General features: G+C 59.2%; 27 protein-coding genes. 14 read left to right on the top strand and 13 right to left on the bottom strand.

The features are described 5' to 3' along the window. Positions 1–77: 77 nt before the first annotated feature. The gene (locus JFT58_RS04380) at positions 78–419 is read right to left on the bottom strand and encodes a hypothetical protein (protein ID WP_034125705.1); all 342 of its coding nucleotides are present in this window, start codon (positions 417–419) and stop codon (positions 78–80) included. A 46-nt stretch (positions 420–465) separates the two neighbouring features. Continuing rightward, positions 466–1,110: a hypothetical protein gene (locus tag JFT58_RS04385; protein ID WP_054897774.1), complete on the bottom strand. Its 645-nt coding sequence runs from the start codon at positions 1,108–1,110 to the stop codon at positions 466–468. A gap of 137 nt (positions 1,111–1,247) precedes the next feature. Between JFT58_RS04385 and JFT58_RS04390 the strand changes: the two genes are divergently transcribed. After that, positions 1,248–1,532: a hypothetical protein gene (locus JFT58_RS04390; RefSeq protein ID WP_034125707.1), complete on the top strand. Its 285-nt coding sequence runs from the start codon at positions 1,248–1,250 to the stop codon at positions 1,530–1,532. Here the strand turns inward: JFT58_RS04390 and yfcF are convergent. Beyond that, the gene (gene yfcF / locus JFT58_RS04395; RefSeq protein WP_054897773.1) at positions 1,491–2,123 is read right to left on the bottom strand and encodes a glutathione transferase; all 633 of its coding nucleotides are present in this window, start codon (positions 2,121–2,123) and stop codon (positions 1,491–1,493) included. The genes JFT58_RS04390 and yfcF overlap by 42 nt on opposite strands. 146 nt (positions 2,124–2,269) lie before the next feature. Here yfcF and JFT58_RS04400 point away from each other — a divergent pair, with 146 nt between their 5' ends. Then, positions 2,270–3,709 carry a hypothetical protein gene (locus JFT58_RS04400; RefSeq protein ID WP_034125709.1) on the top strand — a complete coding sequence of 480 codons (1,440 nt, stop codon included), beginning with the start codon at positions 2,270–2,272 and terminating at the stop codon, positions 3,707–3,709. Here JFT58_RS04400 and JFT58_RS04405 read toward each other — a convergent pair. Continuing rightward, entirely contained in the window at positions 3,706–4,248 is a 543-nt protein-coding gene (locus tag JFT58_RS04405; RefSeq protein ID WP_054897772.1) for a DUF924 family protein, read from the bottom strand. The two genes, JFT58_RS04400 and JFT58_RS04405, sit on opposite strands and share 4 nt — an antisense overlap. A 71-nt stretch (positions 4,249–4,319) precedes the next feature. Between JFT58_RS04405 and JFT58_RS04410 the strand changes: the two genes are divergently transcribed. Further along, complete coding sequence (locus tag JFT58_RS04410; protein WP_054897771.1) at positions 4,320–5,474, top strand: DUF1624 domain-containing protein; 1,155 nt, start codon at positions 4,320–4,322, stop codon at positions 5,472–5,474. A 77-nt stretch (positions 5,475–5,551) separates the two neighbouring features. On the opposite strand, the gene metE is transcribed toward JFT58_RS04410, so the two are convergent. Then, positions 5,552–7,894: a 5-methyltetrahydropteroyltriglutamate--homocysteine S-methyltransferase gene (gene metE, locus JFT58_RS04415; protein WP_054897770.1), complete on the bottom strand. Its 2,343-nt coding sequence runs from the start codon at positions 7,892–7,894 to the stop codon at positions 5,552–5,554. A 344-nt stretch (positions 7,895–8,238) separates the two neighbouring features. On the opposite strand from metE, the gene JFT58_RS04420 reads away from it, so the two are divergent. Together JFT58_RS04420 and JFT58_RS04425 are read left to right on the top strand one after the other, a co-directional pair. Beyond that, the gene (locus tag JFT58_RS04420; RefSeq protein ID WP_005787689.1) at positions 8,239–9,336 is read left to right on the top strand and encodes a carboxynorspermidine decarboxylase; all 1,098 of its coding nucleotides are present in this window, start codon (positions 8,239–8,241) and stop codon (positions 9,334–9,336) included. Positions 9,337–9,364: 28 nt separating this feature from the next. After that, positions 9,365–10,609, top strand: a complete 1,245-nt coding sequence (locus JFT58_RS04425) for a saccharopine dehydrogenase family protein (protein WP_032901677.1) — start codon at positions 9,365–9,367, stop codon at positions 10,607–10,609. A 50-nt stretch (positions 10,610–10,659) separates the two neighbouring features. Here the strand turns inward: JFT58_RS04425 and JFT58_RS04430 are convergent, their stop codons facing one another. Together JFT58_RS04430 and JFT58_RS04435 are read right to left on the bottom strand one after the other, a co-directional pair. Then, positions 10,660–13,965, bottom strand: a complete 3,306-nt coding sequence (locus JFT58_RS04430) for an ATP-binding protein (protein ID WP_054897769.1) — start codon at positions 13,963–13,965, stop codon at positions 10,660–10,662. A 214-nt stretch (positions 13,966–14,179) separates the two neighbouring features. Beyond that, positions 14,180–14,959 carry an IclR family transcriptional regulator gene (locus JFT58_RS04435; RefSeq protein WP_054897768.1) on the bottom strand — a complete coding sequence of 260 codons (780 nt, stop codon included), beginning with the start codon at positions 14,957–14,959 and terminating at the stop codon, positions 14,180–14,182. Between the two features lie 215 nt (positions 14,960–15,174). Here JFT58_RS04435 and JFT58_RS04440 point away from each other — a divergent pair, with 215 nt between their 5' ends. From JFT58_RS04440 to mddA, 5 genes are all read left to right on the top strand, one after another. Further along, complete coding sequence (locus tag JFT58_RS04440; protein WP_054897767.1) at positions 15,175–15,957, top strand: ABC transporter substrate-binding protein; 783 nt, start codon at positions 15,175–15,177, stop codon at positions 15,955–15,957. After that, positions 15,954–16,622: an amino acid ABC transporter permease gene (locus JFT58_RS04445; protein WP_003191710.1), complete on the top strand. Its 669-nt coding sequence runs from the start codon at positions 15,954–15,956 to the stop codon at positions 16,620–16,622. The genes JFT58_RS04440 and JFT58_RS04445 overlap by 4 nt, the downstream gene beginning before the upstream one ends. Continuing rightward, positions 16,619–17,371 (top strand): amino acid ABC transporter ATP-binding protein, encoded by a 753-nt coding sequence (locus tag JFT58_RS04450; RefSeq protein WP_054897765.1) that lies wholly within the window; start codon positions 16,619–16,621, stop codon positions 17,369–17,371. The genes JFT58_RS04445 and JFT58_RS04450 overlap by 4 nt, the downstream gene beginning before the upstream one ends. Then, positions 17,368–18,636, top strand: a complete 1,269-nt coding sequence (locus JFT58_RS04455; protein WP_054897764.1) for an NAD(P)/FAD-dependent oxidoreductase — start codon at positions 17,368–17,370, stop codon at positions 18,634–18,636. The genes JFT58_RS04450 and JFT58_RS04455 overlap by 4 nt, the downstream gene beginning before the upstream one ends. A 120-nt stretch (positions 18,637–18,756) precedes the next feature. Further along, complete coding sequence (gene mddA / locus JFT58_RS04460) at positions 18,757–19,524, top strand: methanethiol S-methyltransferase (protein ID WP_054897763.1); 768 nt, start codon at positions 18,757–18,759, stop codon at positions 19,522–19,524. 191 nt (positions 19,525–19,715) lie between these two features. On the opposite strand, the gene glsB is transcribed toward mddA, so the two are convergent. The 3 genes from glsB to JFT58_RS04475 form a co-directional block, all read right to left on the bottom strand. Beyond that, positions 19,716–20,624, bottom strand: a complete 909-nt coding sequence (gene glsB / locus JFT58_RS04465; RefSeq protein ID WP_014718789.1) for a glutaminase B — start codon at positions 20,622–20,624, stop codon at positions 19,716–19,718. A gap of 55 nt (positions 20,625–20,679) precedes the next feature. Then, on the bottom strand, positions 20,680–21,024 hold the full coding sequence (locus tag JFT58_RS04470; protein WP_014718790.1) for a hypothetical protein: 345 nt from the start codon (positions 21,022–21,024) through the stop codon (positions 20,680–20,682). Between the two features lie 73 nt (positions 21,025–21,097). Next, positions 21,098–21,508 carry a hypothetical protein gene (locus JFT58_RS04475; RefSeq protein ID WP_034125714.1) on the bottom strand — a complete coding sequence of 137 codons (411 nt, stop codon included), beginning with the start codon at positions 21,506–21,508 and terminating at the stop codon, positions 21,098–21,100. Between the two features lie 109 nt (positions 21,509–21,617). Here JFT58_RS04475 and JFT58_RS04480 point away from each other — a divergent pair, with 109 nt between their 5' ends. Next, positions 21,618–22,463 carry an AraC family transcriptional regulator gene (locus tag JFT58_RS04480; RefSeq protein ID WP_054897762.1) on the top strand — a complete coding sequence of 282 codons (846 nt, stop codon included), beginning with the start codon at positions 21,618–21,620 and terminating at the stop codon, positions 22,461–22,463. Positions 22,464–22,587: 124 nt separating this feature from the next. Here the strand turns inward: JFT58_RS04480 and JFT58_RS04485 are convergent, their stop codons facing one another. Together JFT58_RS04485 and JFT58_RS04490 are read right to left on the bottom strand one after the other, a co-directional pair. After that, positions 22,588–23,382 carry a class II aldolase/adducin family protein gene (locus JFT58_RS04485; protein WP_054897761.1) on the bottom strand — a complete coding sequence of 265 codons (795 nt, stop codon included), beginning with the start codon at positions 23,380–23,382 and terminating at the stop codon, positions 22,588–22,590. 177 nt (positions 23,383–23,559) lie between these two features. Then, entirely contained in the window at positions 23,560–23,769 is a 210-nt protein-coding gene (locus JFT58_RS04490; RefSeq protein ID WP_054897760.1) for a hypothetical protein, read from the bottom strand. Positions 23,770–23,965: 196 nt separating this feature from the next. Here JFT58_RS04490 and JFT58_RS04495 point away from each other — a divergent pair, with 196 nt between their 5' ends. Both JFT58_RS04495 and JFT58_RS04500 read left to right on the top strand, forming a co-directional pair. Beyond that, a complete protein-coding gene (locus tag JFT58_RS04495; protein ID WP_020303039.1) occupies positions 23,966–24,469 on the top strand; it encodes a DUF4142 domain-containing protein in 504 nt (167 codons plus the stop codon). Positions 24,470–24,499: 30 nt separating this feature from the next. Next, positions 24,500–25,060 (top strand): type 1 glutamine amidotransferase domain-containing protein, encoded by a 561-nt coding sequence (locus JFT58_RS04500; protein WP_003191729.1) that lies wholly within the window; start codon positions 24,500–24,502, stop codon positions 25,058–25,060. Positions 25,061–25,298: 238 nt separating this feature from the next. Here the strand turns inward: JFT58_RS04500 and JFT58_RS04505 are convergent, their stop codons facing one another. Then, entirely contained in the window at positions 25,299–25,505 is a 207-nt protein-coding gene (locus JFT58_RS04505; RefSeq protein ID WP_003191730.1) for a hypothetical protein, read from the bottom strand. Positions 25,506–25,804: 299 nt separating this feature from the next. Here JFT58_RS04505 and JFT58_RS04510 point away from each other — a divergent pair, with 299 nt between their 5' ends. Continuing rightward, a complete protein-coding gene (locus tag JFT58_RS04510; protein ID WP_003191732.1) occupies positions 25,805–26,281 on the top strand; it encodes a hemerythrin domain-containing protein in 477 nt (158 codons plus the stop codon). Positions 26,282–26,346 lie beyond the last annotated feature (65 nt).

Here is a 26,346-nt window from a genome sequence, read left to right on the forward strand (position 1 = left end):
CTTTCGCGAGCAAGCTCGCTCCTACAGGGTGTCAGAAGTTGCCCCCGCCCACCTTTGGATTTGCGTTGTGCCTGGGTTTATCTGCAATCCTGTGCGGCCTGCTCCAGCCGCGATGGCTTGATCGCCGAAGCCAGCGGCTTGCGCTCGTACAGGAAGACCTTGGTGCCGTCCTGGGACTTGTAGGCCTCCAGCACATCATCGGCGGCAATCTTGCTGGTCAGCAGCACCTTGGCGTGGCGCGAGTTCTGGGTGACGGTCGAGGTGATGCCGTGCTTTTCCAGCTTGGGCAACACGCATTGCACATAGCCGTCGGGGGTCTTGTTGGTTTGCAGGGTCAGTGATGGGGCATTTGGCGCCGTGATACAGCCGGTCAGCAATAACGAAGCACAAGCCAGGGCCGGGGCGAAGAAAGAGCGCATAAACATTCCTGAAAATAACCAAATAGGGTTCACAACCATTCGCGGGTCAACCTGCGCGAACCAGGGCCTTGAGCGACGCATCGAACTGCTTCAGGGCATCTTGCTGTACATCGCGTTGTTGCTCGATCAGTGCAGCAATCTCCGGCGCCGCCTTGTCGTGCACCCACACTGACGGCACGTGCTTGTCCACCGAGCCTTCGGCCTTGGCGATAAACTGCAGGTTCGCGTCGTAGAAGCGTGCGACAAAGCGTGCTTCGACCCGGTCATTACGCTGGGTCAGCAATTGGTTATGGGTATCGAGCACCACCACCACATCCGGGTGCGCCTGCACCAGGGCATCCAGGCTGCTATAAACCGTCACCGAGAAAAAAGTGCCCTGCAACGAGTGCATCAACCAGTCGATCGCCAGTTCCGGGTCGGAGCTGTTGACGAACGCCTCGCGAATCCGCCCATCCAGGGCATCCTTGGCGCCGTTCAGCGCCATGGCGTGGTAGCGTTCAAGGTAGCTGAGGTTGTCGCGGGTGTTTTCGCTGAACAACACCCCCACCGACTGGGCACGCTGCAGAGAGTCTACGCTACCCACCAGTGGCAGCAAATGGCCTGTACGCACGTCATCGGCCATCGCCGGGGTGGTCATGACCGCGGTGCCCAGCATCAGGGCCATCAAAGCCAACTGGATAATCGTCCTCATCGCGCATTTTCCTTGGGCTGCGTCTCGATGTGCAGATTCTGCGCGTTTGGCGAAAAAACAGAACTTGTGATCCTTGATGGTGACTATCATTTGAACCGATAGTGTCAGGCCGCCCATAAAATCTATAAGGACCCGCCATGAAGCCCTACCAGAAAATCTTCGATCGTATCCGCGAGGCAGTCCTGCCAGAGTTTCGCGAGCGAGTCGCCGACTACCTGGTCGAGTACGAAACCGTGCTGCTGGACTCACACGCCGACGCCGCAAAAGGCAGCGCCAGCGCCGAGCAACTGCGCGGCTACTTGCGTGGTTTGAACACCATGCGCGTGTTGGGCATGGCCGATTGGGAAGACCTCGACCGGCGCGTTGCCCAGCAGGCAGAGCTAGAGCGCGGGCCGTCGCAGCTCGACCCACTCGCGCACTGACGGCCGCTGCCACTGGCGTTGCGCGTAGGTCACCAGCTGCGCTGGCATGGCGTCACCGTTGAGGATCAGGCGATTGAGCATCACCGCCAGGTCCACATCGGCAATCGACCACTGGCCGCACAGGTACTCGCGGTTATCCGCCAGCAAGGCTTGCGCCGCGGTGATCAACTTGGTCGCGGCGGCTTGAGCCTCTGCTGACAACGGCGGCCTCTTCTGCCCGCAGAACACCACCAGCGTCGAGCGCTCCTGGCGAATCGGCAGCAGGTCGCTGCGCAACCACGCTTGAACCTGTCGCGCCCTCGCCCGCTGCTGCACATCCGCCGGGTACACGCGGGTCTCAGGGTAGGCCTGGTCCAGGTACTCGGTGATGGCCGAAGACTCCGACAGCGCAAAATCACCGTCTACCAGGGTCGGCACTCGCTGGGTCAGGGAGCGTTGGACGTAATCTGCCGCCTGGTTCTGCCCGGCATCGAGGTCCAGGGTGAGGGTCTCGAACGCCAGGCCTTTTTCGCGCAAGGCGACAAACACCGACATGGCATAGGGGCTGGTGAACAGCGAATCAACGTAGAGGTGCAGCGGGCCTTGGCTCATGGACAATCTCCTGGTGTGAGGCATCACGCTACGAGATCAGGGCCGATAAAGACAATGCAGGGTTTTTATGGGGGCATTCCTGGCAGGAATAGCGCGGCTAGTGGCAATATTATGGCTCACGCTGATTTTCAAGGAAGGAACAGCACATGAAACAAGCAGTTGTGGTTATCCACGGCATCGGCGAACAGCGCCCAATGGACACCTTGCGCGGCTTTGTCGAGGCGATGATCCCCACGGACACCCCCGATGGCACACCTCTGTACTGGAGCAAGCCGGATCGGCTGTCGCGCAACTTCGACCTGCGCGTACTGAAGGCCTCGGGCCGTACCTCGACGGATTTCTATGAGTACTACTGGGCCCACAAGATGCAGGGCACCAAGTTCGGCCATCTGCTGGGCTGGCTGTGGGACATCTTCAAGCGCCCGCGTCGCGACATTCCCGAGGCCATCGTGCCGATCTGGCGCAGCACGCGCTGGACGGTGCTGGTGTTATTGCTGCTGGTTGCCAGCGGTACATTGGCCACGGCCTGGGGCCAATTGCCCCCCAGCGACAACCCCTTCGCGCTGATCCCCCTGCTGCTCGCGGCCATGGGACTGGCGCTGCGCTATTCGGCGCTGGCCTACCTGGGAGACGCCGCACGCTACCTCAGCCCCAACCCGCAAAACGTGATGGTGCGCGAGCAGATCCGTGCTGATGGTGTCGACCTGCTGCGCGCTCTGCACAATCAGGGTGACTACGAGCGCATCATCGTCGTGGGCCACAGTTTGGGCAGCGTGATTGCCTATGACATCGTCGGCTACCTCTGGCATGAGTACCACGACAAACTGACCCAACTGACCCCCAGCAACCGTGAGCTGGCAGCCCGTTATGCCAACCGCGAACCGCTGCAACCGGTGGTCAAGGAGGCCCTGCCCGCAGCCGGCGCCTTGCTGGACGGCAGCCTAAGCAGCCTGTTGAATTTTCGTCAGCAACAGACCGAAGCTTTTGCCGAACAGCGCGGCCTGGGCAACCCCTGGCGCATCACCGACCTAGTCACGGTCGGCAGCCCGATGGCCCACGCCAGCCTGTTGCTGGGCCGCAGCGTCAGTGACTTCAAACAGCGCATGGGACGCCGCGAAGCCCCGGCCTGCCCGCCGACCGAAGACACCCAAGGCTACGGCTACAACGCCCGCCAACCGCTGATGCTCGGCCAAAAGCCCTTCACCCCGCACTACCTGCACCACGCCGCAGCCTTTGCCGTCACGCGCTGGACCAACCTGTACTTCCCTGCCCCCTTCGGCCTGTTCGGCGACATCGTCAGCGGCCCGGTCAAGCCCGTGATGGGCGGCGGCGTGCTGGACTTGCCGGTGACCGTGGGCAACGGCAAAGGCTGGCTGGCCAAGTCCTGGCTCAGCCATACTCACTATTGGAGCGAACGCGGCGGTGCCCAGGGTTACCTCGACGCACTGGGCCAGGATGAACAGGCGATCACCCAAGGCCCGCGTCCTTCAGCCACTGAAGCGTTGCGGTGGGCGATAGACCTCAAGGGCGTGCGGCGGTTTCGCCGTGTCGCCACCCAGCAGAGCCTGGCGCCAGAACACGCCTAACCGGCGAAGCCACCGGCCTTGAGGAAGGCGAGTTCTTCATCGGTGCTCGCCCTGCCCAACACCCCATTACGATGGGGAAACCGCCCGAACCGCTCGATGATGTCGGCATGCTCCTTGGCCCAGTGGTAGGTGCTGGCATCCAACTGCTGGTTCAGGGCCAGGGAGCGTTGCTGGTCCTGCGGGTCTTCCGAATGTTCAAAAGGCAAATAGCAGAACGCGCGCAACTGAGGTTCAACCTGTTGATCCAATCCCGCGTCCACCATCTTTCGCGCATAAAACCGCGCCAGCGGGTCGGTGGCGAACATATGCGCCGTGCCGCGAAAGGCGTTGCGCGGGTACTGATCCAGCAGAATCAATAACGCCAGCGCGCCATCCGCCGTGGTCAACCAACCTTCGAGTTCACGCCGTGCAGCCTGCATATGAGCCGCGTTGAATCTATCGCGAAAGTCCCTATCGAACCCCTCGTCCTTGGCGAACCAACGCTTGGGCCCCGCCTGTTTCCAGAACGCGATTACAGCTTCGGCCGAGTGTGGGGTCATGCTTGTCATCAGCGCCTCGCTTAATGTTATAGAATAACGTCAATATTTTGCCTGCGTGTGATCCTTAACTTATGACTGACGCTATGACTTTACGCAAACGCCTGCTGTCCATCGACGCCCTGCGCGGCCTGGTGATCCTGTTCATGTTGCTGGACCACGTGCGTGAAACCTTCCTGCTGCACCGCCAGGTCAGCGACCCCATGAGCATAGACAGCACCGAGCCTGCGTTGTTTTTCAGCCGCACCCTGGCTCACTTGTGTGCGCCGGTGTTTGTGCTGCTCACCGGTTTGTCGGCTTGGCTGTACGGTCAGAAATATCAAGGTCGTCGCGACGTGTCGGCATTCTTGTTCAAGCGCGGGCTGTTCCTGGTGGTGCTGGAATTCACCCTGGTCAACTTCGCGTGGACCTTCCAACTGCCGCCCAGCGTGATCTACATGCAAGTGATCTGGGCCATCGGCATCAGCATGATCGCCCTCGCCGCGTTGGTCTGGCTACCGCGTGCCTGGCTGATCGGCTTGGCGCTGGTGATTATCGCCGGGCACAACCTGCTCGATGGGCTGCACTTCGCAGCGGGTTCGATGTTGCATGTGCCGTGGGCCATCCTGCATGAACGCACCTGGATTGAAGTCTCTGAAAACCTGCGCCTGCGCACCACCTACCCGGTGCTGCCATGGATCGGTGTGATTGCCCTGGGTTACGGCCTCGGGCCATGGTTTGCCAATGCCACGCTGCCGGCTGTGCGTCAGCGTTATTTACTGGTCGCAGGGGTGGGCGCGTTGGTGGGCTTTGGGTTGTTGCGAGCGCTCAACGGCTATGGCGAGCAGCCTTGGCAGGCGTATGACAGCAGCGTGCTGACGCTGATGAGCTTTTTCAATATCACCAAGTACCCGCCTTCGCTGTTGTTCCTGGCGTTGACCCTGGGGATTGGCTTGCTGTTGCTGCTGGCGTTTGAACGCGCCGGGCATAAGCGCTGGATCGGCGTGCTGGCGGTGTTCGGCGCGGCGCCGATGTTCTTTTATCTGTTGCACCTCTATGTATTGAAAATCCTCTATGTAGCCTGCGTTGCGCTGTTTGGCCTCAACCATGGCACTTACTTTGGCTTCGACGATATCGGTGCGGTGTGGTTGGCAGCGCTGCTGTTGCCGATTGCCCTGTACTTGCCCGTGCGTTGGTTCGCCGGCCTGAAAGCACGGCGGCGGGACCTGGCGTGGCTCAAATACCTCTGACCTGATGCAGGGGGCGAATATTGCCCCCTCCCCTTGTAGGAGCGAGCTTGCTCGCGAAAAACTCACAGGCGCCACGTTCATTCAGAAGCTACGCGTAATCGTTGGCGTTTTTCGCGAGCAAGCTCGCTCCTACAGTTTGACTCAGCACGCAGTTGCCGAGCGGCGGTGACCATATGAATGAGCGCCGCCTCGGTCTCCGGCCAGCCCCGCGTCTTCAAGCCGCAATCGGGGTTCACCCATAAGCGCTCTGCCGGAATCCGCTTGGCGGCCTTGCGCAGCAAGTTGGCCATTTCCGAGGCATCCGGCACCCGTGGCGAGTGGATGTCGTAGACCCCCGGGCCGATCTCATTCGGGTAGGCGAAGGCTTCGAACGCGTCGAGCAGCTCCATGTCCGAGCGTGAGGTCTCGATGGTGATCACGTCGGCATCCATGGCGGCGATGGACTCGATCACATCGTTGAACTCGCTGTAGCACATGTGGGTGTGGATCTGGGTTTCATCGCCCACGCCACTCGCGCACAAACGAAACACCTCAGTCGCCCAGTCCAGGTAGTGCTGCCACTGCGCCTGGCACAACGGCAAGCCCTCACGAAAAGCCGCTTCGTCGATCTGCACGATCTTGATGCCGGCCGCTTCCAGGTCCACCACTTCGTCACGAATCGCCAGGGCCAGTTGCCGGGCCTGCACTTCGCGGCTCAGGTCTTCCCGTGGGAACGACCACATCAACATGGTCACCGGGCCTGTGAGCATGCCCTTCATCACCTTGTCGGTGAGGCCTTGGGCATAGCGAATCCACTCCACGGTCATGGCGTTCGGGCGGCTCAGGTCACCGACAATCACTGCGGGTTTCACACAGCGCGAACCATAGCTCTGCACCCAGCCGAACCGGGTGAACGCGTAGCCATCCAGTTGTTCGGCGAAGTACTCGACCATGTCGTTACGCTCGGCTTCACCGTGCACCAACACATCCAGGCCGAGATTTTCCTGCACCTCGACAGCGTGCTTGATCTCACTGTGCATGGCTTCGACGTATTCGGCGTGGCTCAACTTGCCCGCCCTGTACGACTGACGCGCCAGGCGGATCGACGCGGTCTGTGGGAACGAGCCGATGGTGGTGGTCGGGAACAGCGGCAAGTTAAGGCCGGCCCGTTGCTTTTCGATGCGCTGGGCAAACGGCGACTGGCGCTGGCTGTCCCGTGCAGTGATGGCCGCTACACGAGCTTGAACGGCAGGCTTGTGAATGCGTGGCGATGCAGCACGAGCTGCCTGCACCGCGCGGCTCGCAGCCAGGGCGGTGAGTACGCCAGGGGCTTCGGGCTGATCGACGGCCTTGGCCAGTAGCGCCACTTCCGCGCACTTCTGCACGGCGAAGGCCAGCCAGCTTTTCAGTTCGGCACCCAACTGATCTTCCCGCTCCAGGTCCACCGGGCTGTGCAGCAGCGAGCAGGACGGCGCGACCCACAGGCGATCGCCCAACTTCTCATGGGCATGCTGCAAGGTGGCCAGGGCTTTTTCCAGGTCGCAACGCCACACGTTTCGGCCGTTGACCACGCCCAGGGACAGCACCTTGTACGCTGGCAGGCGGTCGAGAATGGTCGGGTACTGGTCCGGCGCACGCACCAGGTCGATATGCAGGCCATCCACCGGAAGGTTGGCAGCCAGGCCAAGGTTTTCTTCCAGGCCGCCGAAGTAAGTGGCCACCAATTTTTTCAGCGGGTCGCGCTGGATCAGGTTATAGGCGCGCTCGAAAGCGTTCTTCCAATCCTGAGGCAGATCGAGCGCCAGGATTGGCTCGTCGATCTGCACCCACTCAACGCCCAATTCGGCCAGGCGCTGGAATATCTGGCCATACAGCGGCAGCAGTCGCTCGAGCAGGTCGAGCTTGTCGAAGTCAGCGCCCTTGGCCTTGCCCAGCCACAAATAGGTCAGCGGGCCGATCACCACGGGCTTGACGCTGTGCCCCAGGTCGAGGGCTTCCTGGACCTCTTCGAAGAGTTGGTCCCACGCCAGGTGGAATTGCTGATCGACGCTGAACTCCGGCACCAGGTAGTGATAGTTGGTGTCGAACCACTTGGTCATCTCCTGGGCATGGGCACCGCCGCAGCAGCTGTCACTGACGCTACGGGCCATGGCGAACAAGGTATGCAACGTGGCCTGGCCATCCGCCGGGCGGAACCGCTCAGGGACCACACCGAACATCAACGAATGGGTCAGCACCTGGTCGTACCAGGCGAAATCACCGACCGGCAACAGGTCGATACCGGCTTGCTGTTGCAGCGCCCAGTGGGTGCTGCGCAAATCACGGCCAACGGCGCGCAGGCCGGCTTCGTCGAGCTCACCCTTCCAGAACGCTTCCTGCGCTTTTTTCAGTTCACGATCGCGTCCAATGCGTGGAAACCCGAGGGAATGAGCGACTGCCATGACTTACAACTCCGATGGTGTGATTAATGGCGGTCATTGTCGGCAGAGGGGCGTCTTGAGACAAACTCATTCTGTTCTAGATCATCACAAGATTTACTCATGTTCAGGTAAGCAGGATATTCGCGGCGCTATTGTTGATGTGTGGGGTGCCAGGGGCGCCGTCATCGCGGCCTCGCTGAGGCTCGAGCGCTCCCACAGGAGGCGGCATGATTCTTATGAACGGTCATACTTACGCCCTATGCTTAACGTGGCGCGCAAAATCCGCCGGCTAACCTTTCGATCTGTTCCAAGTGCGGGCACAATGCGTGTCCTTTTTTGGCAGGCACCGCCGCAGGCTCTCAAAAATGATCAAAACGCCGTACTACCTCATCGATAAACAGAAGCTTCTGGTCAACATGCAGAAGATTGCCTACGTGCGCGAACAGTCCGGCGCCAAGGCTCTGCTGGCGCTCAAGTGCTTTGCCACCTGGTCGGTATTCGACTTGATGCAGCAATACATGGACGGCACCACCTCGTCGTCGCTGTATGAGCTCAAGCTCGGTCGCCAGAAGTTCGAAGGTGAAGCGCACGCCTACAGCGTGGCCTGGGCCGACGATGAAATCGAAGAGATGCTCGAGAACTGCGACAAGATCATCTTCAACTCCATCAGCCAGCTGCAGCGTTTTGCCGAACGCAGCGAAGGCAAGACCCGCGGCCTGCGTGTGAACCCGCAGGTGAGCAGCTCTGACTACCTGCTGGCCGACCCGGCGCGCCCGTTCAGCCGCCTGGGCGAGTGGGACCCGGTGAAGATCGATGGCGTGATCGATCAGATCTCCGGTTTCATGTTCCACAACAACTGCGAGAACGGTGACTTCAGCCTGTTCGACAAGATGCTCGGCACCATCGAGGAACGCTTCGGTGAACTGCTGCACAAGGTCAAGTGGGTCAGCCTCGGCGGCGGCATCCATTTCACCGGCGAAGGCTATGCACTGGATGCATTCTGCGCACGGCTCAAAGCGTTCTCCGAGAAGTACGGCGTGCAGGTCTACCTGGAACCCGGCGAAGCGGCGATCACCAACAGCGCCTCCCTGGAAGTCACCGTGCTCGACACTCTCTACAACGGCAAGAATCTCGCCGTGGTCGACAGCTCCATCGAAGCCCACCTGCTGGACCTGCTGATCTACCGCCTCAACGCCAAACTGGCGCCGAGCGAGGGTGAACACACCTACATGGTGTGCGGCAAATCCTGCCTGGCCGGGGACATCTTCGGCGAGTATCAATTTGATCGTCCGCTGGCCATCGGCGATCGGCTGTCGTTCATCGACACCGCAGGCTACACCATGGTCAAGAAAAACTGGTTCAACGGCCTGAAAATGCCGTCCATCGTAGTGAAACAACTCGACGGTACAGTCGAGGTGGTTCGTGAATTTGGTTACGACGACTACCTGTCCAGCCTGTCCTGAGCTGGCGGATAAAGGAGAGATAAAGCAATTGAAAAAGAACGTTCTTATCATTGGTGCAGGAGGTGTCGCCAAGGTGGTGGCCCACAAGTGCGCGCAGCACAACGACGAACTCGGTCGTATTGCTATCGCGTCGCGCAACATCTCCAAATGCCAGGCCATCATCGACAGCGTCAAGGCCAAGGGTAGCCTCAAGGTTCCCGCCGATATCCAAGCCTTCGCGCTGAACGCCCTGGACGTGGAAGCGACCAAGGCCCTGATCCGCGAGACTGATTCGCAGATCGTCATCAACGTCGGCTCCGCCTTCCTCAACATGTCGGTACTGCGTGCCTGCATCGACACGGGCGTGGCTTACCTCGACACCGCCATCCACGAAGAGCCGGGCAAGGTCTGCGAGACCCCGCCGTGGTACGGCAACTACGAGTGGAACCACCTGCAAGAGTGCAAACAGAAGAACATCACCGCCATCCTTGGCGTGGGCTTCGACCCAGGTGTCGTCAACGCGTATGCCGCGCTGGCGCAGCAACAGCATTTCGACCGCATTGATTCGATCGACATTCTCGACGTCAATGCCGGCTCCCATGGCAAATACTTCGCCACCAATTTCGATCCGGAAATCAACTTCCGCGAATTCACCGGGCAGGTGTGGAGCTGGCAGAACAGCCAGTGGACCAGCAACACCATGTTCGAAGTCAAACGCACCGACGACCTGCCGGTAGTCGGTTCGCAGAACCTCTACCTCACCGGCCACGATGAAGTGCACTCGCTGTCGAAAAACCTCGACGTGCCCAACGTGCGTTTCTGGATGAGCTTCGGCGAACACTACATCAACGTGTTCACCGTGCTGAAAAACCTCGGCCTGCTTTCCGAACAGCCGGTCAAGACCGCCGAAGGCCTGGAAGTGGTGCCGTTGAAAGTGGTCAAGGCCGTGCTGCCCGACCCGTCTTCGCTCGCCCCGGGCTACACCGGCAAGACCTGCATCGGTGACCTGGTCAAAGGCACCAAGGATGGCCAACCGCGTGAGATGTTCATCTACAACGTGGCTGATCACGAAGAGGCCTATGCCGAGACCGACAGCCAGGGCATCTCCTACACCGCAGGCGTACCACCGGTAGCCGCTGCGCTGCTGGTGGCGCGTGGCGAGTGGGATGTGAAGCATATGGCCAACGTCGAGGAACTACCGGCCGAGCCGTTCCTCAAGGCGCTGGATGTGATGGGCTTACCGACTCGGATCAAAGACGAGAACGGTGATCGGGCCTGGGATGCGACGGCCTGATAGGCCATAGCTGACCGAGCAAAAAATGCGCCCTCAGGGGCGCATTTTTTTCATGCTGTCACGGGTCGACCGACAGACTCTCTCCACTGTCGGATTGAGTTCTCCAAATGCTCAATGGCTTGTAATGCGTATACCCTGTCATGCTCAGGGCATTCATCGCTTTGCGCATGCCCACGTGCCTGCTCGAGAACGTTGGTGAGAGAGCCCCTCATGAAAAATGCTGCTGACTTAATCCCTTTGTAGCGTTCAAGCACCTGTGCAAGCCATTGAAGCCAGCGAACAATAAGCTGCAGATGCTCTACGCCAAGCCCCCCCACAGCCAGAAGCACGGCTCCAGCAGGGTGGAAGTCTCGTGTCTCGTAGCTTAGCCCGGCAAGTGTCTGCTCAATAACTTTCGGCAACGTGTGGTGTGCATGCTGGTGCAAACATTTCAGCAAAGCTGAACGTACGTTGGTGTCATCAGAGTGACGAGTCAGCCATTCGGAATACTCACTGAAAATAAACGCCTGTTTCTCTTCGCTGAACTTGTGTACATGACTTAGAAAAGCGGCGCGCACATTCGTATCTTCAGGATGGTCGGCCAGCCATTCCCAATAAGCATCAAGCACCAATATCTGCTCCGCAACACTGAGCTTGTCGATGTGCTTGAGAAAACCATTACGTACATTTGAATCGTTAGGGTGAACGGCAAGCCAGCTCACGTAGTCGTCTAGAATGGCAGCCTGGTCGATCTCACTGAATTTGCCAAGATGGGCCAGAAAACTATTGCGTACATCCATATCCTCGGGGTGTTCGGCTAACCATCGACGCAAATCATTGAGCGTCGCAGTGCAATCAGCCGGAGTGAGTCGCTTAAGGTGCATCATAAAGGCGACACGCACGTGAGTGTCGTCAGGGTGTTGTGCGATCCAAGCACGAATGACGTCTTTGCGTGAGACAACCGACCAGGCGCCACCATGAATCATCATCCAGTTGAGAAAATTGCTGCTGATTCTCGCGCCTTTGGTGTCGTCGAAAGCACACCAGATGTGATCCAGCAACCTTGCCTGCAGCGTAGGCTGATCTACAAGTGCGCTGCACAGAGCCATTGCGCGACTCTGCTCGATAAAAAAATCGGCTGAGTCCAGCACGTCCCGATAGGGCAACGCATGGGACAAACTGCGTACCTGTGTCGTGGAGCCCAGATAAAGGACGTGGTAAGCCGCCAACCAACTCTGCTCATCATTCAACGCTATTCGGTGCAGTAACGCCCCATTGATACAGGGCGGCATTGGCACCGCACTACGTTTCCATATCCAACAAAGCTCACACAGGTAACGCGTTTCCAGCGTGACTACATCGGCGGCACACCAGGCATTGGCCACTGCGGTGAGCAACGGTTTAGCCTCCGCCGCAGAAAACTCATGAAGTGCTACCAGCGCTTGCGCCAGAGGCCGTGCCGCCATTGGAAAACGCAAGCTGGCCTTCGCGATAGACTCGGTCACCGACCAACTGGCGGCAGGTCGCCGATCCCAGGCAGCTTGTGCAACCAGTGTATGCATGGTACGAACCACACCGCCTTGGGAGGCGAAACTCGCAGGTGATTCCTCGATCTGAAACACCCCCCAACCGTGAGCACTTTTCATTTGTGCCAGCCGCTCACCCACTTCTTCGTCATCACGAAACCACGGAGCCAGAAATGCCTTAAGTAGAAGTAGCGGGCACGCACCGTAGGCGCGATTAAAGAACACCACCAGCCAAAGTGCTGCTACTTGCCACGGTAGCTCACGCCCCAGGACTGTCCGTGGCAATCGAGCACCTTCTGCCAAGTTGTCCCATAGCCCATCGATGATCTCATCGAACGGGGTATTAGTGGCGGCTAGCATCGTTAACACCAGCAGTTCCTCATTACCCGATGATAGCTCCGTCATATCCGACTTTGGATAAAAGCGGGCCAGCGTTAGACGCTCGGAGCAGTCAGGGCGCTCCACTCGCCTGGGAGGCAATAAGCGCAAACTGCTTAGTTGCTGACTATATCGATCCAGCAAAAACTCAGGTGTCGCGGCCAACACCACCATTCTCGGTCGCAACTTGGACAATTTGTCCAGCACACGTGGCCAAAGGCTGGCAACACCTAGCGGGTCATCCAGCACCAGCAACAAGGCCCGCTTGGGATCCTGCCGCCCTTGCAACGTAGCGACCACCGCAAGGACTTCTTCTTCGTCATTCACTGCAAAACGAGCGTCGATAGCAGTACAGACGCCTTCGTCTACCAACTGTGCCGCTGCACGTATAGCCAGCGTGCTTTTGCCGCTACCTGGCGCACCGACCAGCAACTGCAAGCGCAGTTTCTCTTGAGACTGGAGGCAATCGTTCAATGCGTTGCGCAGACCATCAACAACATCGGATGTAATGCTGCGCTCAAAAAAACCTATGGTAGCGTCACTACCGTGCACCACATCCTTCCATTCCGGCCGACGTGCGACATATCGCTTCTGGGGGAGTTTTCGCAATTGCTGCAGCGCGGTGCGGTCAATCAATGGCAGGAACAAGCTTGAGCTCACATGTTCTCGACGGAAAGGGTCGAGCCGATCGTTAACATCAATCGGCCTGATGCCCAGCGGAGTGGTAGTCAATCGGTCAATCTGCCCGCCGAGACCGGTGTTCGAAGGCGCAAGTCCCAGCAATGCATGCAAGCAGTGAATAACGTCCTGGGGGTTTTGATCCGGTGCCAGCCAGTGCGCCCTGGCCAATGCATTCACAGCATCATCTTCGGCTGGCCACAGTGCTGCCGTACTCGCGGCTGCTTCATCGGGCACAAACAGAACCTGCGTTGCTGACCACATCTCATTGAACAATTTTCTAAGGCCGAACGCTTGAGCCTCATCTTGCCACTGCGCAAGATCGCTGCCCTTTCCGGCAGTCTCCCGAACAGCGTTCAAAAAATGCGCATACACTTCAGTCTTTTTTTTCAATGCTCCTGGCAAGTCGCGAAACTCAGCGTAGGCAACGTCGTTGGTCACAAGGCGCAGATTCAGGCGCTCGCGCTGCGTGTCCGCTGTCCATAACCACTTAGGCGCAAAACCGGAAAAAACTTTGGCCAATTTTGCGGGTTCGGTCCAATCGTTACCTTGCTTGCATTGCCACAAGGTGACACCACCATTGGTGTCCAACTCGTCGATATCTTCCGCCCACTCATAACGTATCCACGCCGGAATTTGCGTACTAGATCCTTTGACGACGTGACCAATCAGCATGGATACCATTCGTAATGTCGCAAAGGCACGCTGATACTCGAACCCGGCCAACGCTACACGCCCACCCCGGGTGGCGGCCAAGCCCTTGAGACGATCAAGGTCGATAGGAAATCCTTTCAAACAAGCCTCCAAGGCGTACAACAAAAAAGGTCTTGCATGATCGAGACGTGACAAACGCCGAGAATTCTACTTGATTAGTCAGGATATGAAAGACTACCAGTTGGCAAAAGGCTATCAATGCAAAATCACTTGCAGGAACGTCTTGGACTCTGTTGACCAAAGGTGGCTTGCGCAAAAACAGGGGCGATAAAACACAGGTCAGCCCAGACTTTTGTTATTCGAGATTACGCGCAGAGTTACTCAATGCTCTGGAGCACTGCAAAAGCGCAGGCGCCAACTGTTGCTCAGAATCCGCCCTGCTCCAGCGACTGGTCGGCGCCACTACATGCACTGCGGCCACGGGCCGGCCATTGCCACCCAGCACTGGCGCGCCGATGGTCATGTCGCCGAGGAACAGTTCCTGAGTGTTCACCGCATAGCCCTGCGCCCTCACCTGCTCCAAGGAGGCCATGATCGCCTCGACGTCAGTCAGGGTGCGGCTGGTATGCGCCACTCGCTGGCTGTTCTCGATCAACGCCAACGCCTCCTCCTGCGGCAACGCACTCAAATACGCCCGCCCCGACGCCGTGCAATACATCGGCACCCGTGAGCCAATCGGCATGTGCACCGGCACGAACCCTGCGCTGACAAAGCGCGCGATGTACGTCATGTCGTAGCCCGCCGGCTCGGTAAGGCACGACGTCTCGCCGGTCAATCGGGTCAACTCGGACAAGAACGGGTTGGCCACTTCAATCAACGAATGCGCATCCAGGTAACTGAAGCCCAACTCCAATACCCGAGGGGTGAGTTGGTAATGGCGTGTGCGCGAGTGTTTCCGAAGGTAACCCAGGCTTTCGAGGGTAAACACCATGCGCTGGGCCGAGCTTTTGGTCATGCCAGCGGCCTCTGCCACCTCTGCAAGGCTCATGCTACGGCGCTGTGCGCTGAAAGCCTTGAGCACAGACAGGCCTTTTTCTAGGGATTGGTTGTGCAAACTGTTGCGGTCTTCGGGCATGGCGAACTCGCGGGCAGGTGGCTCAGGCGTGGTGATATTTCTACCTTAAAACTAGATTAATGACCATTAAATATCGTATATCGATACGACCGGTTCATTTTCCAATATTTTTATCATCGTTTGCGATTTATTTGATTCGAAATGGCATAGAGCTTGCGATTTTATCGACAGCCGCTTGCGGTACTGGCTTTCCGTTTTCCGTCTGGAGTAACCCGATGAACAGTCTTTCGCCCTTGTTCCGCCGCCTTGCCTTCGGCCTGTGCGCCACGCTCTGCATCAGTGTCGCGCACGCAGGCAGTGCGTCCTCGTACAAAGTCGGTGCAACCGCCAGTGGTTCGCCGTTTACCTTCCTGGATATCAAGAGCAACAGCATCCAGGGCGTGATGGTCGACGTGACCGAAGCCGTCGGCAAGGCCGGCGGGTTCAGCAGCCAGATCGAGCAGACCAACTTTGCCGCGCTGATCCCGTCCCTGACGTCCGGCAAGCTGGACTTTATTTCCGCCGGCATGCTCAAGACCCCGGAGCGTACCCAAGTGGTCGACTTCAGCGCCCCGGTTTACGCCTATGGTGAAGGGCTGATCATCAGCGCCGACGACGATGCCGCCTACCCTGACCTGATGCCGCTCAAAGGCCAGGTCGTCGGCGTGCAAGCCGGCACAATCTTCTACGACCAACTGAACAAGCTGGGCATCTTCAAGGAGATCCGCACCTACGACTCCATCGGTGAGATGGTTCGCGACCTGTCCCTGGGCCGCATCAAGGCCGCCGTGGGTGACCAGCCGGTGGTGGCCTACCAGATCCGTCAAAAGCTGTTCAAAGGCGTGAAACTGGCGCCTGACTACAAGCCCACTAACGTCGGCGAAGTGTGCCTGGTGGTGCGCAAGGGCGATGCCGCAACCCTTGAGCGCCTGAACACCGCCATCGCCAGTATCAAGGCCGACGGCACGCTGGACAGCATCCTCAAGAAATGGGGGCTGGACGCCCAGGAGCGCCCATGAACCTGGCTGAGTTCCTGCAGAACGCCCAGGACTTCCTGCCGATCCTGCTGCAAGGCGCCTGGGTGACGATCCAGATCACCGTGCTGTCGTTCCTGCTCAGCAGCGCCCTCGGCTTGGTGCTGGCACTGCTCAAGCTGTCGCCGATTCGCGCGCTGTCCTGGACCGCCAGCACCATCATCAACGTAATCCGGGGGCTGCCGATTATCGTGCAGCTGTTCTACATCTACTTCGTGCTGCCAGACATGGGCATCCATCTCACCGCGTTTTATGCCGGAGTGATCGGTATGGGCATCGCCTACTCGGCGTACCAGGCGGAGAACTTCCGCACCGGCATCATCGCCGTCGAACAAGGCCAACGTGAAGCCGCCGAAGCCTTAGGGATGCGCACGGGGCTGATGATGCGCCGTGTGATTCTGCCCCAGGCCTTTCGCATCGCCCTGCCGCCCTACGGCAACACCCTGGTGATGATGCTCAAGGACTCGTCACTGGTGTCGACCATCACCGTCGCCGAGATGACGCGCCAGGGCCAACTGATCGCCTCGTCGACCTTCCAGAACATGACCGTCTACACCCTGGTCGCCCTGCTCTACCTGTTGATGAGCCTGCCACTGGTGTATGGCCTGCGTCGCATGGAGCAGTACCTGGGCCGGAGGAAAAAAGCATGATCGAGATTCGCCAGTTGCAAAAACACTACGGTGATCACCGCGTCCTGCACGGCGTCGACCTTGACGTGGCCAAGGGCGAAGTGGTGTGCCTGATCGGCCCCTCCGGGTCGGGCAAATCCACCCTGCTGCGCTGCATCAACGCCTTGGAAGCCTACGACGGCGGGCATATCAACGTGTTCGGCGAAACCGTACAACGTGGCAGCAAGACCGTACACGCTCTGCGCAGCCGCATGGGCATGGTGTTCCAGCGCTTCAACTTGTTCCCCCATCGCACGGTGCTGGAAAACGTAATGGAAGGCCCGGTGTACGTCAAAGGCGAACCGCCCCGCCAAGTCCACGAAGAAGCCCTTGTGCTGTTGGAAAAAGTCGGCCTGAGCGCCAAGGCCGACGCCTACCCCGAACAACTTTCCGGCGGCCAGCAGCAACGCGTTGCCATCGCCCGCGCCCTGGCGATGAAACCCGACGCCATGTTGTTCGACGAACCCACCTCGGCCCTCGACCCGGAACTGGTCGGCGATGTGCTGGCGGTAATGCGCACCCTGGCCGATGAAGGCATGACCATGATCGTGGTCACCCACGAAATGGGCTTTGCCCGCGAAGTGGCCGACCGCGTGTGCTTCCTGCACGGCGGTTACATAGTCGAAAGCGGCCCCGCCGAACAGGTGCTGGGCAACCCGCAGCATGCGCGTACCCAGGACTTCCTGCGGCGCGTGCTGCACCCCACAGGCAACACGCGGAGCCTGCCATGAAGTCGTTGTGGTCGGCGACTGCGCCGTCAGTGGTGCCAACACCGGCATTGAACGAGTCGGTGAAGGTCGACGTGGCGATTGTCGGAGCCGGCTATACCGGTTTATCGACGGCGCTGCACTTGGCAGAGCGTGGCGTGTGCGTGTGTGTGCTGGAGGCTCATGAGCCAGGCTGGGGCGCCTCGGGGCGCAACGGTGGGCAGGTCAACCCCACGCTCAAATATGACCCGCAGCAGCTGGTACAGAAGTACGGGCCGGAACGCGCCGAGCCGTTGATCGCCACGGTGTCGAAGTCAGCGGACCTGGTGTTCAAGCTGATCGAACGCCATGGCATCGATTGCGCGCCGGTGCGCAAGGGTTGGATGCAGGTGTCGTACAGTGAAAAGGCGGTGGCCGGGTTACATGCACGGGCCGAACAATGGGCCCGACGCGGCGTGCCAGTACGGCGCCTGGACGCCACTGCGGTGGCGTCACGCATGGGCAGCTCGGCGTTTGCCGGCGGCTGGCTGGATGGACGTGCCGGGGCCATTCAACCCTTGGCGTATGCCCGCGGGTTGGTGGCAGCGGCGTTGGCGGCCGGCGCACGGGTGCATGGCCACAGTGCGGTGACAGGCTTGCAGCGCCAGGGCTCGGTTTGGCAATTGCAGACAGCCGGCGGCGCGCAGGTCACGGCAGATCAAGTGGTGCTGGCCACCAATGGCTACAGCGATCACTTATGGCCAGGCATGGCCCAGAGCATTCTCGCGGCCAATAGTTTTATCGTCGCCACCAAGCCATTGAGTGGCCGCGCAGCCGAAAGCATTTTGCCAGGGCAGGAGACCGTGTCGACCGCGCAACGCTTGCTACTGTATTTTCGCAAAGACGCGTATGGACGCCTGCTGATGGGCGGCCGCGGTCTGTTCAACGACCCCACCGGGCCGGCCGATTTTGCCCACCTGGAGCGCTCCCTGGCATTGCTGTTTCCGCAACTGGGGCCATTGGAATTCGACTACCGCTGGGCCGGCCGCATCGCGATCACGCGGGACTTCATGCCCCATGTCCACGAACCGGCGCCGGGGCTCACCTTGGCGTTGGGTTGCAATGGGCGCGGGATCGCGTTGTGTACCAGCCTGGGTCAGCAATTGGCTGGGCGGCTATGCGACAGCACGGCCGACTTCGCCTACCCGATAACGCCCTTGCAGCGCTTGCCATTGCATCGCTTGCAGCGGTTCTACATTGGCGCAGGCGTGGCCTGGTATAGCTTGTTGGATCGGTTGAACGTCGGTTAATCGCCAATCGCTCTTGCAACTGTCAATTCCAACAGGTTACTGCCTACTTGAATGCCGTTAGTCTGAGCGAGCCAGCCATCGACTGGCTCACCCATTCACCATGTGCGAAAGGAATCGTCCATGAAACGGCAGACCTCTTCAAACACCCTCACGGCACGCTTGGCCGGCCTGGCCTATAGCACCTGCTGCTACCTGGTTTTCTTATTCACCTTGCTTTACATGATGGGCTTCGTGGGGGCTGTGGTCGTACCCAAACACATCGACTCCAGCGCGCGCATCGACTGGGCGCAGGCACTCCTGATCAACGCGTCATTGATCATGGTGTTCGGCATCCCGCACAGCGCCATGGCACGTAAACGCTTCAAGCGCTGGCTGGCAATCTTCGCCCCGGCAGCGGTAGAGCGCTCCACCTATGTGTTGCTCTCCAGCCTGATGCTCGCGCTGCTGTTCTGGCAGTGGCGGCCCATTACACAGACCGTTTGGGAGGTTGACGCCGCCTGGGCCAAGGCACTGCTGACCGGCCTGTTCTGGCTGGGCTGGGGCATCGTGGTGCTGGCAACCTGCTTGATCAGTCACTTCGAGTTGTTCGGGCTGAAACAGGCCATTGATCGCTGGCGCAACGCCCCACAATCGGGCCCGACATTCAGGACGCCGATGCTCTACAAAGTCGTGCGTCATCCGCTGTACCTGGGCTTCCTGATCGCCTTTTGGGCAACGCCGCATATGACCGTGGGGCATCTGCTGTTTGCGCTGGGGATGTCGGTGTATCTGTTCATTGGCGCCCGTTTCGAAGAGCGGGATTTAGTGGCGCTGTTTGGTGAACGGTATCGGCGCTATCAGAGTGAGGTGGGCATGATCGTGCCGCGTCTCAACAGGCCCCGCGACTGACCTACTGTAGGAGCGAGCTTGCTCGCGAAGATCGTCAACGATGACGCGGGCAACCTGGATGACCGCAGAGCCTGGGCGTTTTTCGCGAGCAAGCTCGCTCCTACAGTGATCGATGGCGCTGTGTCAGCCAGCACATCCAGCACTGAAAAACCGCTATCGCAGGCAAGCCAGCTCCCACAGGGGGACCGAGTTCAAAACACCGACCACCCAATCCGCTCACTCAACAATTCCAACGCCTTCATCCCCGCCAGCGAATTACCCGCTGCGTTCAGCTCCGGCGACCACACGCATACCGTGAACTGCCCCGGCACCACCGCGACAATCCCGCCGCCGACCCCGCTCTTGCCCGGCAGGCCCACGCGGTATGCAAAATTGCCCGCCTCGTCATACAGCCCGCTGGTGGCCATGATCGAGTTCACTTGCTTGGTCTGGCGCGCCGTCAGCACCTGCTCGCCACTGTGGGCACTCACGCCTTCATTGGCCAGGAAGCTGAACGCTCGGGCCAGGTCCAGGCAGCTCATCTGCAACGCGCAATAGTTGAAGTAGCTGTGCAGCACCGCGTCCACATCGTTATGAAAGTTGCCGAACGACTTCATCAGGTAGGCCATGGCCGCATTGCGCGCACCATGCTGGGCTTCAGATTCGGCCACGACGCTGTTGACCAGGATCTGCGGGTTGCCCGACAGGCGCCGTACAAAGTCGCGCATCGACAGAATCGGCACGGCGAAGCGTGACTGGTTGATGTCGCAGATCACCAGCGCGCCAGCGTTGATAAAGGGGTTGCGCGGGCGGCCACGCTCGAATTCCAGCTGCACCATGGAGTTGAACGGCTGCCCCGAGGGCTCGTGGCCCAAGCGCTCCCAGATGGATTCGCCGCCATGGTCGATGGCCTGCACCAGGCTGAAGACCTTGGAAATGCTTTGCACCGAAAACAGCGTGTCTGCATCTCCAGCGCAGTAGGCCGTGCCGTCGTTGCCGTATACCGCGATGCCGAGTTGGTTGGCGGGCACGTCGGCCAGCGCGGGAATGTAATCGGCGACTTTGCCGAGGCCGATCAAGGGGCGCACTTCGTCGAGGATCGACTCCAGCAGCGCCTGCATAGCTTGTCCTGTCATCTTTGTTCGAATCAGTGGTAAACGAGGCGCGGAGGATACGTCAATGGGCGCGCAACACCCACACAATCTCTACCACCCGCTCGGCAATCACCACGTAGATCAGGATCAACAACAGTTGCAACGCCAAGTGATAACGCAACTTGGCCAGGCGGCGGATGCCGTCGCTGACGTTCAACAGCATCAGCACCGTGGACAGCACAATCAAGCCCCAGCCCGCGACGCTGGAGGCGAAGATACCGATCAGCAACTCGCGTGGTCCCACCAGCGCGTTGGTCCCCGCCGCAAACAACAACGCGCAGACCAACAGGTTTTTAACATTGTCGAAAATCTGCGTGCTCAGGTCGTTTTCCAGCAACGCCAGGTACCGCGTCCATAAAGTGCGCATGCTTGAGTACCGAGTGGGAAGGCTCGTCAATCAAGGTAGTTCAATTGTGGACGCTGTCGAGCTTTGGCCAGGCTCAGAAATACGCCACATCCGACACTTCTGCATCCAGCACATCCTGGGCCAACGCCCAGGCGCGATCCTTGGACTCCACCACCAGCAGCGGGTAACCCCAGGCCTTGCCGAACGTCACGGCAAAGGGCTTGAGGGCCAGGCGCTTGGCAGCGCTGGGCTCCACCTGGATCATGCCTTTGACGTAAGCGCGCAAGGCAGCCTTGTTTTTCTTCATCCAGATAGAAGCGCGCTTGCGCTCTTCGTGGGCGTGTTCGTGATTGTTCTCATCCACGGCCTTTTCGTGCAGCAGCAAGAAGGGCTGCTCACGCGCCAGCAGACGTTCGAATGTCAGGAAGGCGTCTTCCGGCGCTCCCTCGCTAGGCGCGTCGAAAAAGATTTTCACCACCGGGAAAGTTGAACTGTCGAGTCGCATGGCAAAGCTCCTTTGATGAGATTGGTTCTCATCATAGGGCGCATGACGCTGGACAGCATTGCATAGAATAGCCAGAATATTTCGCAATCCAGCCAAGGCAGTTATCAGCATGGTTCATCACCGCCTCGACCAATACGACCCCTGCCGGGTCCGGGACGCCGCCGCGATCCCTCGCTCGATTGTTGCAGTGGGCGCCTCGAGTACGTCCGAACGCTGGGAACATATCCCTCACCACCATCAACACGGGCAATTGATCTACACCTTGCGCGGCGTGGTGCATTGTGTGATCGAGGCGGGTATCTGGATCGTGCCGCCGCAATGCGCATTGTGGATTCCCGGCGGTGTGACCCACGCGGCCCGTGGCGCTGGCGAAGCAGATGTATATTGCCTGTTGATCAGCCCGGACGCCGCCAGCGCCCTGCCCCGGCAATGTTGCACGCTGTCGGTGTCGCCATTGCTGCACGAATTGATCGGCAAGGCGGTCAGCTTCCCGCAGCTCTACGACGAAGACGGCGCCCCGGGCCGGCTGGTGGCGACGTTACTCGACGAGTTGGCCTTGGCCCCCCTCGAGGCCCTGCATTTGCCCATGCCCCAGGACCCTCGCTTGCATCGGCTGGCCACCAGCTTATTGGCCAACCCCGGCGACAAATCGACCCTGGGCGAATGGGCCGTGCGCATCGGCATGAGCGAACGCAGCATGACCCGCCTGCTGCTGGAAGAGATCGGCCTGAGCTTCGGTCGCTGGCGCCGGCAGTTGCATGTAATCCTTTCACTGCAGCGCCTGGCTAACGGCGAGAGTGTGCAGAGCGTGGCGCTGGACCTGGGTTATGAAAATGCCAGCGGGTTTATCACCATGTTCCGCAAGGCCATGGGCCAACCGCCGGCGCGTTACCTGGCAGACCGAGCCAGTACCGTCGGGCCGCACAGCAACGTGTCAACTATCGCCTTGACGTGAGGTTTTGATGATCGTTCCCACGCTCTGCGTGGGAATGCCTCGTGTGCCGCTCCGCGTCACGCTTAGGGACGCAGAGCATCCTGGGCTGTGTTCCCACGCAGAGCGTGGGAACAATCCACCCGACTCAGTTCTTGTAGTCGGTATCGGTACGCTCAAGCTGGCGCACCAGCGCATTCCAATGCCGCGCCACGCCCGGGCCTTCGCCATTGCTGAACACCTTGGCCTGCTGCTCGACCTTGGCCACCACGTCAGCCGGTGGGAAGATCAACTCGGCATTCCCCGCTGCCTGTGCCGCAATCTGGATGTTGCAGGCCCGCTCCAGGCTTTGTAGTTGCTGGAAGGCATGCTCGACGCTGACGCCGCCCGTCAACAAGCCGTGGTTACGCAGGATCATCACACTCTTGTCGCCCAAATCCGCCACCAGCCGTTCACGCTCGTCCAGGTCCAGCGCCACGCCTTCGTAACCGTGGTAAGCCACACGCCCCGAGAATGCGATAGCGTGCTGGGAGATCGGCAACAACCCCTGCTTCTGCGCCGACACCGCAATACCGTCGCGGGTGTGGGTGTGCAGCACCGCTTGCAAATCATGGCGTGCGCCGTGGATGGCGCTGTGGATCACATAGCCGGCGTAGTTGATCCCCAGGCCCGTAGGGTCATCGACAAGGGTGCCGTCCAGATCGACCTTGACCAGGTTGGAGGCGCTGATTTCGTCGAACAACAGCCCGAAAGCATTGATCAGGAAATGCGCCTCGGCCCCTGGCACCCGCGCCGAGAAATGCGTGTAGATATGATCGGTCCACTTGTACAACGCCGCCAGTCGGTAGGCCGCGGCCAACTTGACCCGCACCTCCCACTCTTGCGGTGTGACCCGCTGGCGCACATTGCTCAAGACACTGGAAATCGGCGTGACGCTACTCATGGCAAATCTTCCTGGATGACCTAAGGGACTTCCAGGCAAGACTAGGGGATGGTCATAAATAATAAAAAGCACATTTTAATCTAAGCTAATTATTATATTTTTTTATAAAAAATAGCAGTGGCAGCTTTCAGGCCGCCACAGGATCTCGTTCCTTTTCCACCGATCAACTCAGCAGGTTCAACGCCCGTTGTTGAGTTTCTCGTTGATTGCATCCGTTTGCCGTTCAATGTCCTTGATCGAGGTCGGCGTCACGACTTTGTCGATGGTTTCAGTCTTGGGGTTCGCAGGTTCAAGCGTCTGCCCTTTTGTGGTCTCGGCATTACCTTTTTGCGCGTCTTCAGAGCTGACGGGGTCGGGGGTTTTATCGGCGGTTTTACGATCAGTCACAGTGCAATCCTCCTGGCAGTGGCAGGCCCCTGAGATGGCGGCCCTATGCAGCAGAACCCTGCGAATCCGGATTGGTTCAAGTCAATTGCCTCGCCTCACCGCTGGGCAAAAAAGCGCAAAAAATTTTAAACCTTTTACCCGCCTCTCGATTCAACAGTCAGGTAACGGCATCCCGCCATTTCCAAGGAGAGACACCATGAAAACTCGACTGATGAAACCGATGGGCCTTACCTTCATGCTGATTGCAGGCTCGATTTCCACCGCGATGGCGGCGACCTCCAACGACTTTGTCGACAACGCCGCCGAGGGCGGTATCACCGAGGTGGAAGCGGGCAAGCTGGCCCTGGAAAAAAGCAGCTCGGCGGACGTAAAGACCTTCGCCCAGCATATGGTCACAGACCATACCAAGGCCAATCAGGAACTGATGGCCCTAGCGAAAAAACTCGATATCGAAGTACCCGATGACGCTGCGCTCACCGACCAGGCGAAGAAAGCCATCCTGGAAATGCGCGATGAATCCTTCGACAAGGCCTATGCCAACAACCAGGTAGCGGCCCATGAAAAAACCGTCGAACTGTTCAAGAAAGAAGCGGCCTCCTCGGACAATCCCGAGCTGAAAGCCTTCGCCACCAAGACCCTGCCCACCCTTGAAGCCCACCTGAAAATGGCCAAGGAACTGCAAACCAAATACGCCCATTAATCCATCCATGACCCAAGGAGACACTCGACCATGAGCTCACAACTCAACGGCAAGCACATCCTCGTCATCACCTCCAACACCGGCATCGAGCGCGACGAGTTGCTCAAGCCTCTGGAGACGCTGCGTGGCTACGGCGCGACCGTAACGCACGCCTCCAGCAAAGGGGGCACAACCCAGACATTTGTCGGCGACACGGAAAAAGACCAGACCGTGGAATCCGACGTGCAACTGTCGGATGTTGTCAGCGCCGACTTCGATGCGCTGGTCATCCCGGGCGGTACAGTGAATGCCGATACACTGCGCCAGGATGCCGCCGCGCTGCGCTTGATCAATGAGTTCGTGCAGGCCGGCAAGACCATCGCGGCGATCTGCCACGGGCCATGGACCCTGATCGACGCTGGCGTGGTCAAGGGCAAAACCCTGACCGCCTATAAAAGCGTGCGCATCGACCTTGAAAACGCCGGCGCTGCCGGCGTGGTGGATGCCGAGGTTAAAGAGTGCCAGGCCAATGGCTGGACCTTGATCACCTCGCGTACGCCGGACGATCTACCGGCGTTCAATGAGGCGATTGCCAAGGCCGTCGGCGGCTGATCGGTTGACCGCAATGAAAACAGGCGCCCCATGGGCTAATGCCAGTCAGTTAAGAGCTCGAGCAGACAACCAGTGACTTGTGGCGAGGGAGCTTGCTCCCGCTGGACTGCGTAGCAGTCCCATTTTTGGGGCCGCTTCGCGCCCCAGCGGGAGCAAGCTCCCTCGCCACAGTTACCGATTCTGTCTTAACTGACTGGCATTAGCCCCATGGGCGCCTGTTTTTTTATCACTTACCGCTTCAGCTTTTACGCTGCTGCGCCATTTCACGCTTGGGTCCGAACATCGCCCACGCAATCAACCCCAGCAACGGCACGAACACCAGCACCACGACCCACAACCCCTTGGTCTCCCATCCGCCAGTGCTGCGCAAAACGATATTGATCGCCCAGAGTTCCAAGAGCAGCAGAACCACCGCCAATACGATCCAGATATATTCAATTTGCATGATTCACCTCCTGAAGTCTAAGCGTTAGGTCAAGCAGATGCCCCAAGGGTTCCATTAGAATTTTCCTGGCCACACTTTATGGCCGCCCGTTGCGCTGGAGCGTCAGCAACCGGTTGTGCGTTGTGCAATCTCAACGCGGCCCGACCATGCAAGCTGCACGATCTCCAAGCACACAAAAAAATACAACCAACTGATTTACAAGATAATTTTTAACCATAAAAGTTGGTACGCCTGATGCAACCTTCCTCACCACGAGGCGTGCACTTCGACACGCCCGCATACCCCCCGTGAGGTTACCTATGAATGCCATCGACCTGCTCAAAGCCGACCATGAACGCGTCAAGACCCTGCTGACCCAGTTAAGCGAATCCACTGAACGCGGGGTAAAAAAGCGTACCGAGTTGTTGGCCAAACTCGAAATGGAGATCACCCTGCATACCCAACTCGAAGAAGAGATCCTCTACCCCGCGTTCAGGAAAGCTGGTGGCAAGGAACAGGACATCATGTACCACGAAGCCAAGGAAGAGCACCGTACCGTCGACTCGCTGGTACTGCCGGACTTGAAGAAAACCGACCCCTCGTCCACCGAGTTTTCCGGTCGCGTCAAAGTGGTCAAGGAGTTGCTTGAGCACCATATCGAAGAAGAAGAAACCGAGATGTTCCCTCAGGCCAAGAAACTGCTGGGTAAAGCGCTGCTCGAAGAGCTGGGAGCCGAGATGGAAGCGATGAAGGCCGCGCACAAAAAAGCCATGGCGAAAAAACCGCTGGCGGCGTAACGGCTACCTCCTCGCAGCAAGGTTCGCGCGACAGTGACCCACAGGCCCTGTCGCGCTATCGATTT

This window comes from Pseudomonas sp. MF6767, from assembly GCF_016405475.1.
In the GTDB taxonomy this organism is placed as follows: Bacteria; Pseudomonadota; Gammaproteobacteria; order Pseudomonadales; family Pseudomonadaceae; genus Aquipseudomonas; species Aquipseudomonas paracarnis.

Excerpts from the sequence above, each read along its gene's own strand:
- JFT58_RS04380 (WP_034125705.1), bottom strand. The coding sequence starts at position 419 with ATGCGCTCTTTCTTCGCCCCGGCCCTGGCTTGTGCTTCGTTATTGCTG.
- JFT58_RS04385 (WP_054897774.1), bottom strand. The coding sequence starts at position 1,110 with ATGAGGACGATTATCCAGTTGGCTTTGATGGCCCTGATGCTGGGCACC.
- JFT58_RS04390 (WP_034125707.1), top strand. The coding sequence starts at position 1,248 with ATGAAGCCCTACCAGAAAATCTTCGATCGTATCCGCGAGGCAGTCCTG.
- yfcF (WP_054897773.1), bottom strand. The coding sequence starts at position 2,123 with ATGAGCCAAGGCCCGCTGCACCTCTACGTTGATTCGCTGTTCACCAGC.
- JFT58_RS04400 (WP_034125709.1), top strand. The coding sequence starts at position 2,270 with ATGAAACAAGCAGTTGTGGTTATCCACGGCATCGGCGAACAGCGCCCA.
- JFT58_RS04405 (WP_054897772.1), bottom strand. The coding sequence starts at position 4,248 with ATGACCCCACACTCGGCCGAAGCTGTAATCGCGTTCTGGAAACAGGCG.
- JFT58_RS04410 (WP_054897771.1), top strand. The coding sequence starts at position 4,320 with ATGACTGACGCTATGACTTTACGCAAACGCCTGCTGTCCATCGACGCC.
- metE (WP_054897770.1), bottom strand. The coding sequence starts at position 7,894 with ATGGCAGTCGCTCATTCCCTCGGGTTTCCACGCATTGGACGCGATCGT.
- JFT58_RS04420 (WP_005787689.1), top strand. The coding sequence starts at position 8,239 with ATGATCAAAACGCCGTACTACCTCATCGATAAACAGAAGCTTCTGGTC.
- JFT58_RS04435 (WP_054897768.1), bottom strand. The coding sequence starts at position 14,959 with ATGCCCGAAGACCGCAACAGTTTGCACAACCAATCCCTAGAAAAAGGC.
- JFT58_RS04440 (WP_054897767.1), top strand. The coding sequence starts at position 15,175 with ATGAACAGTCTTTCGCCCTTGTTCCGCCGCCTTGCCTTCGGCCTGTGC.
- JFT58_RS04445 (WP_003191710.1), top strand. The coding sequence starts at position 15,954 with ATGAACCTGGCTGAGTTCCTGCAGAACGCCCAGGACTTCCTGCCGATC.
- JFT58_RS04450 (WP_054897765.1), top strand. The coding sequence starts at position 16,619 with ATGATCGAGATTCGCCAGTTGCAAAAACACTACGGTGATCACCGCGTC.
- JFT58_RS04455 (WP_054897764.1), top strand. The coding sequence starts at position 17,368 with ATGAAGTCGTTGTGGTCGGCGACTGCGCCGTCAGTGGTGCCAACACCG.
- mddA (WP_054897763.1), top strand. The coding sequence starts at position 18,757 with ATGAAACGGCAGACCTCTTCAAACACCCTCACGGCACGCTTGGCCGGC.
- glsB (WP_014718789.1), bottom strand. The coding sequence starts at position 20,624 with ATGCAGGCGCTGCTGGAGTCGATCCTCGACGAAGTGCGCCCCTTGATC.
- JFT58_RS04470 (WP_014718790.1), bottom strand. The coding sequence starts at position 21,024 with ATGCGCACTTTATGGACGCGGTACCTGGCGTTGCTGGAAAACGACCTG.
- JFT58_RS04475 (WP_034125714.1), bottom strand. The coding sequence starts at position 21,508 with ATGCGACTCGACAGTTCAACTTTCCCGGTGGTGAAAATCTTTTTCGAC.
- JFT58_RS04480 (WP_054897762.1), top strand. The coding sequence starts at position 21,618 with ATGGTTCATCACCGCCTCGACCAATACGACCCCTGCCGGGTCCGGGAC.
- JFT58_RS04485 (WP_054897761.1), bottom strand. The coding sequence starts at position 23,382 with ATGAGTAGCGTCACGCCGATTTCCAGTGTCTTGAGCAATGTGCGCCAG.
- JFT58_RS04495 (WP_020303039.1), top strand. The coding sequence starts at position 23,966 with ATGAAAACTCGACTGATGAAACCGATGGGCCTTACCTTCATGCTGATT.
- JFT58_RS04500 (WP_003191729.1), top strand. The coding sequence starts at position 24,500 with ATGAGCTCACAACTCAACGGCAAGCACATCCTCGTCATCACCTCCAAC.
- JFT58_RS04505 (WP_003191730.1), bottom strand. The coding sequence starts at position 25,505 with ATGCAAATTGAATATATCTGGATCGTATTGGCGGTGGTTCTGCTGCTC.
- JFT58_RS04510 (WP_003191732.1), top strand. The coding sequence starts at position 25,805 with ATGAATGCCATCGACCTGCTCAAAGCCGACCATGAACGCGTCAAGACC.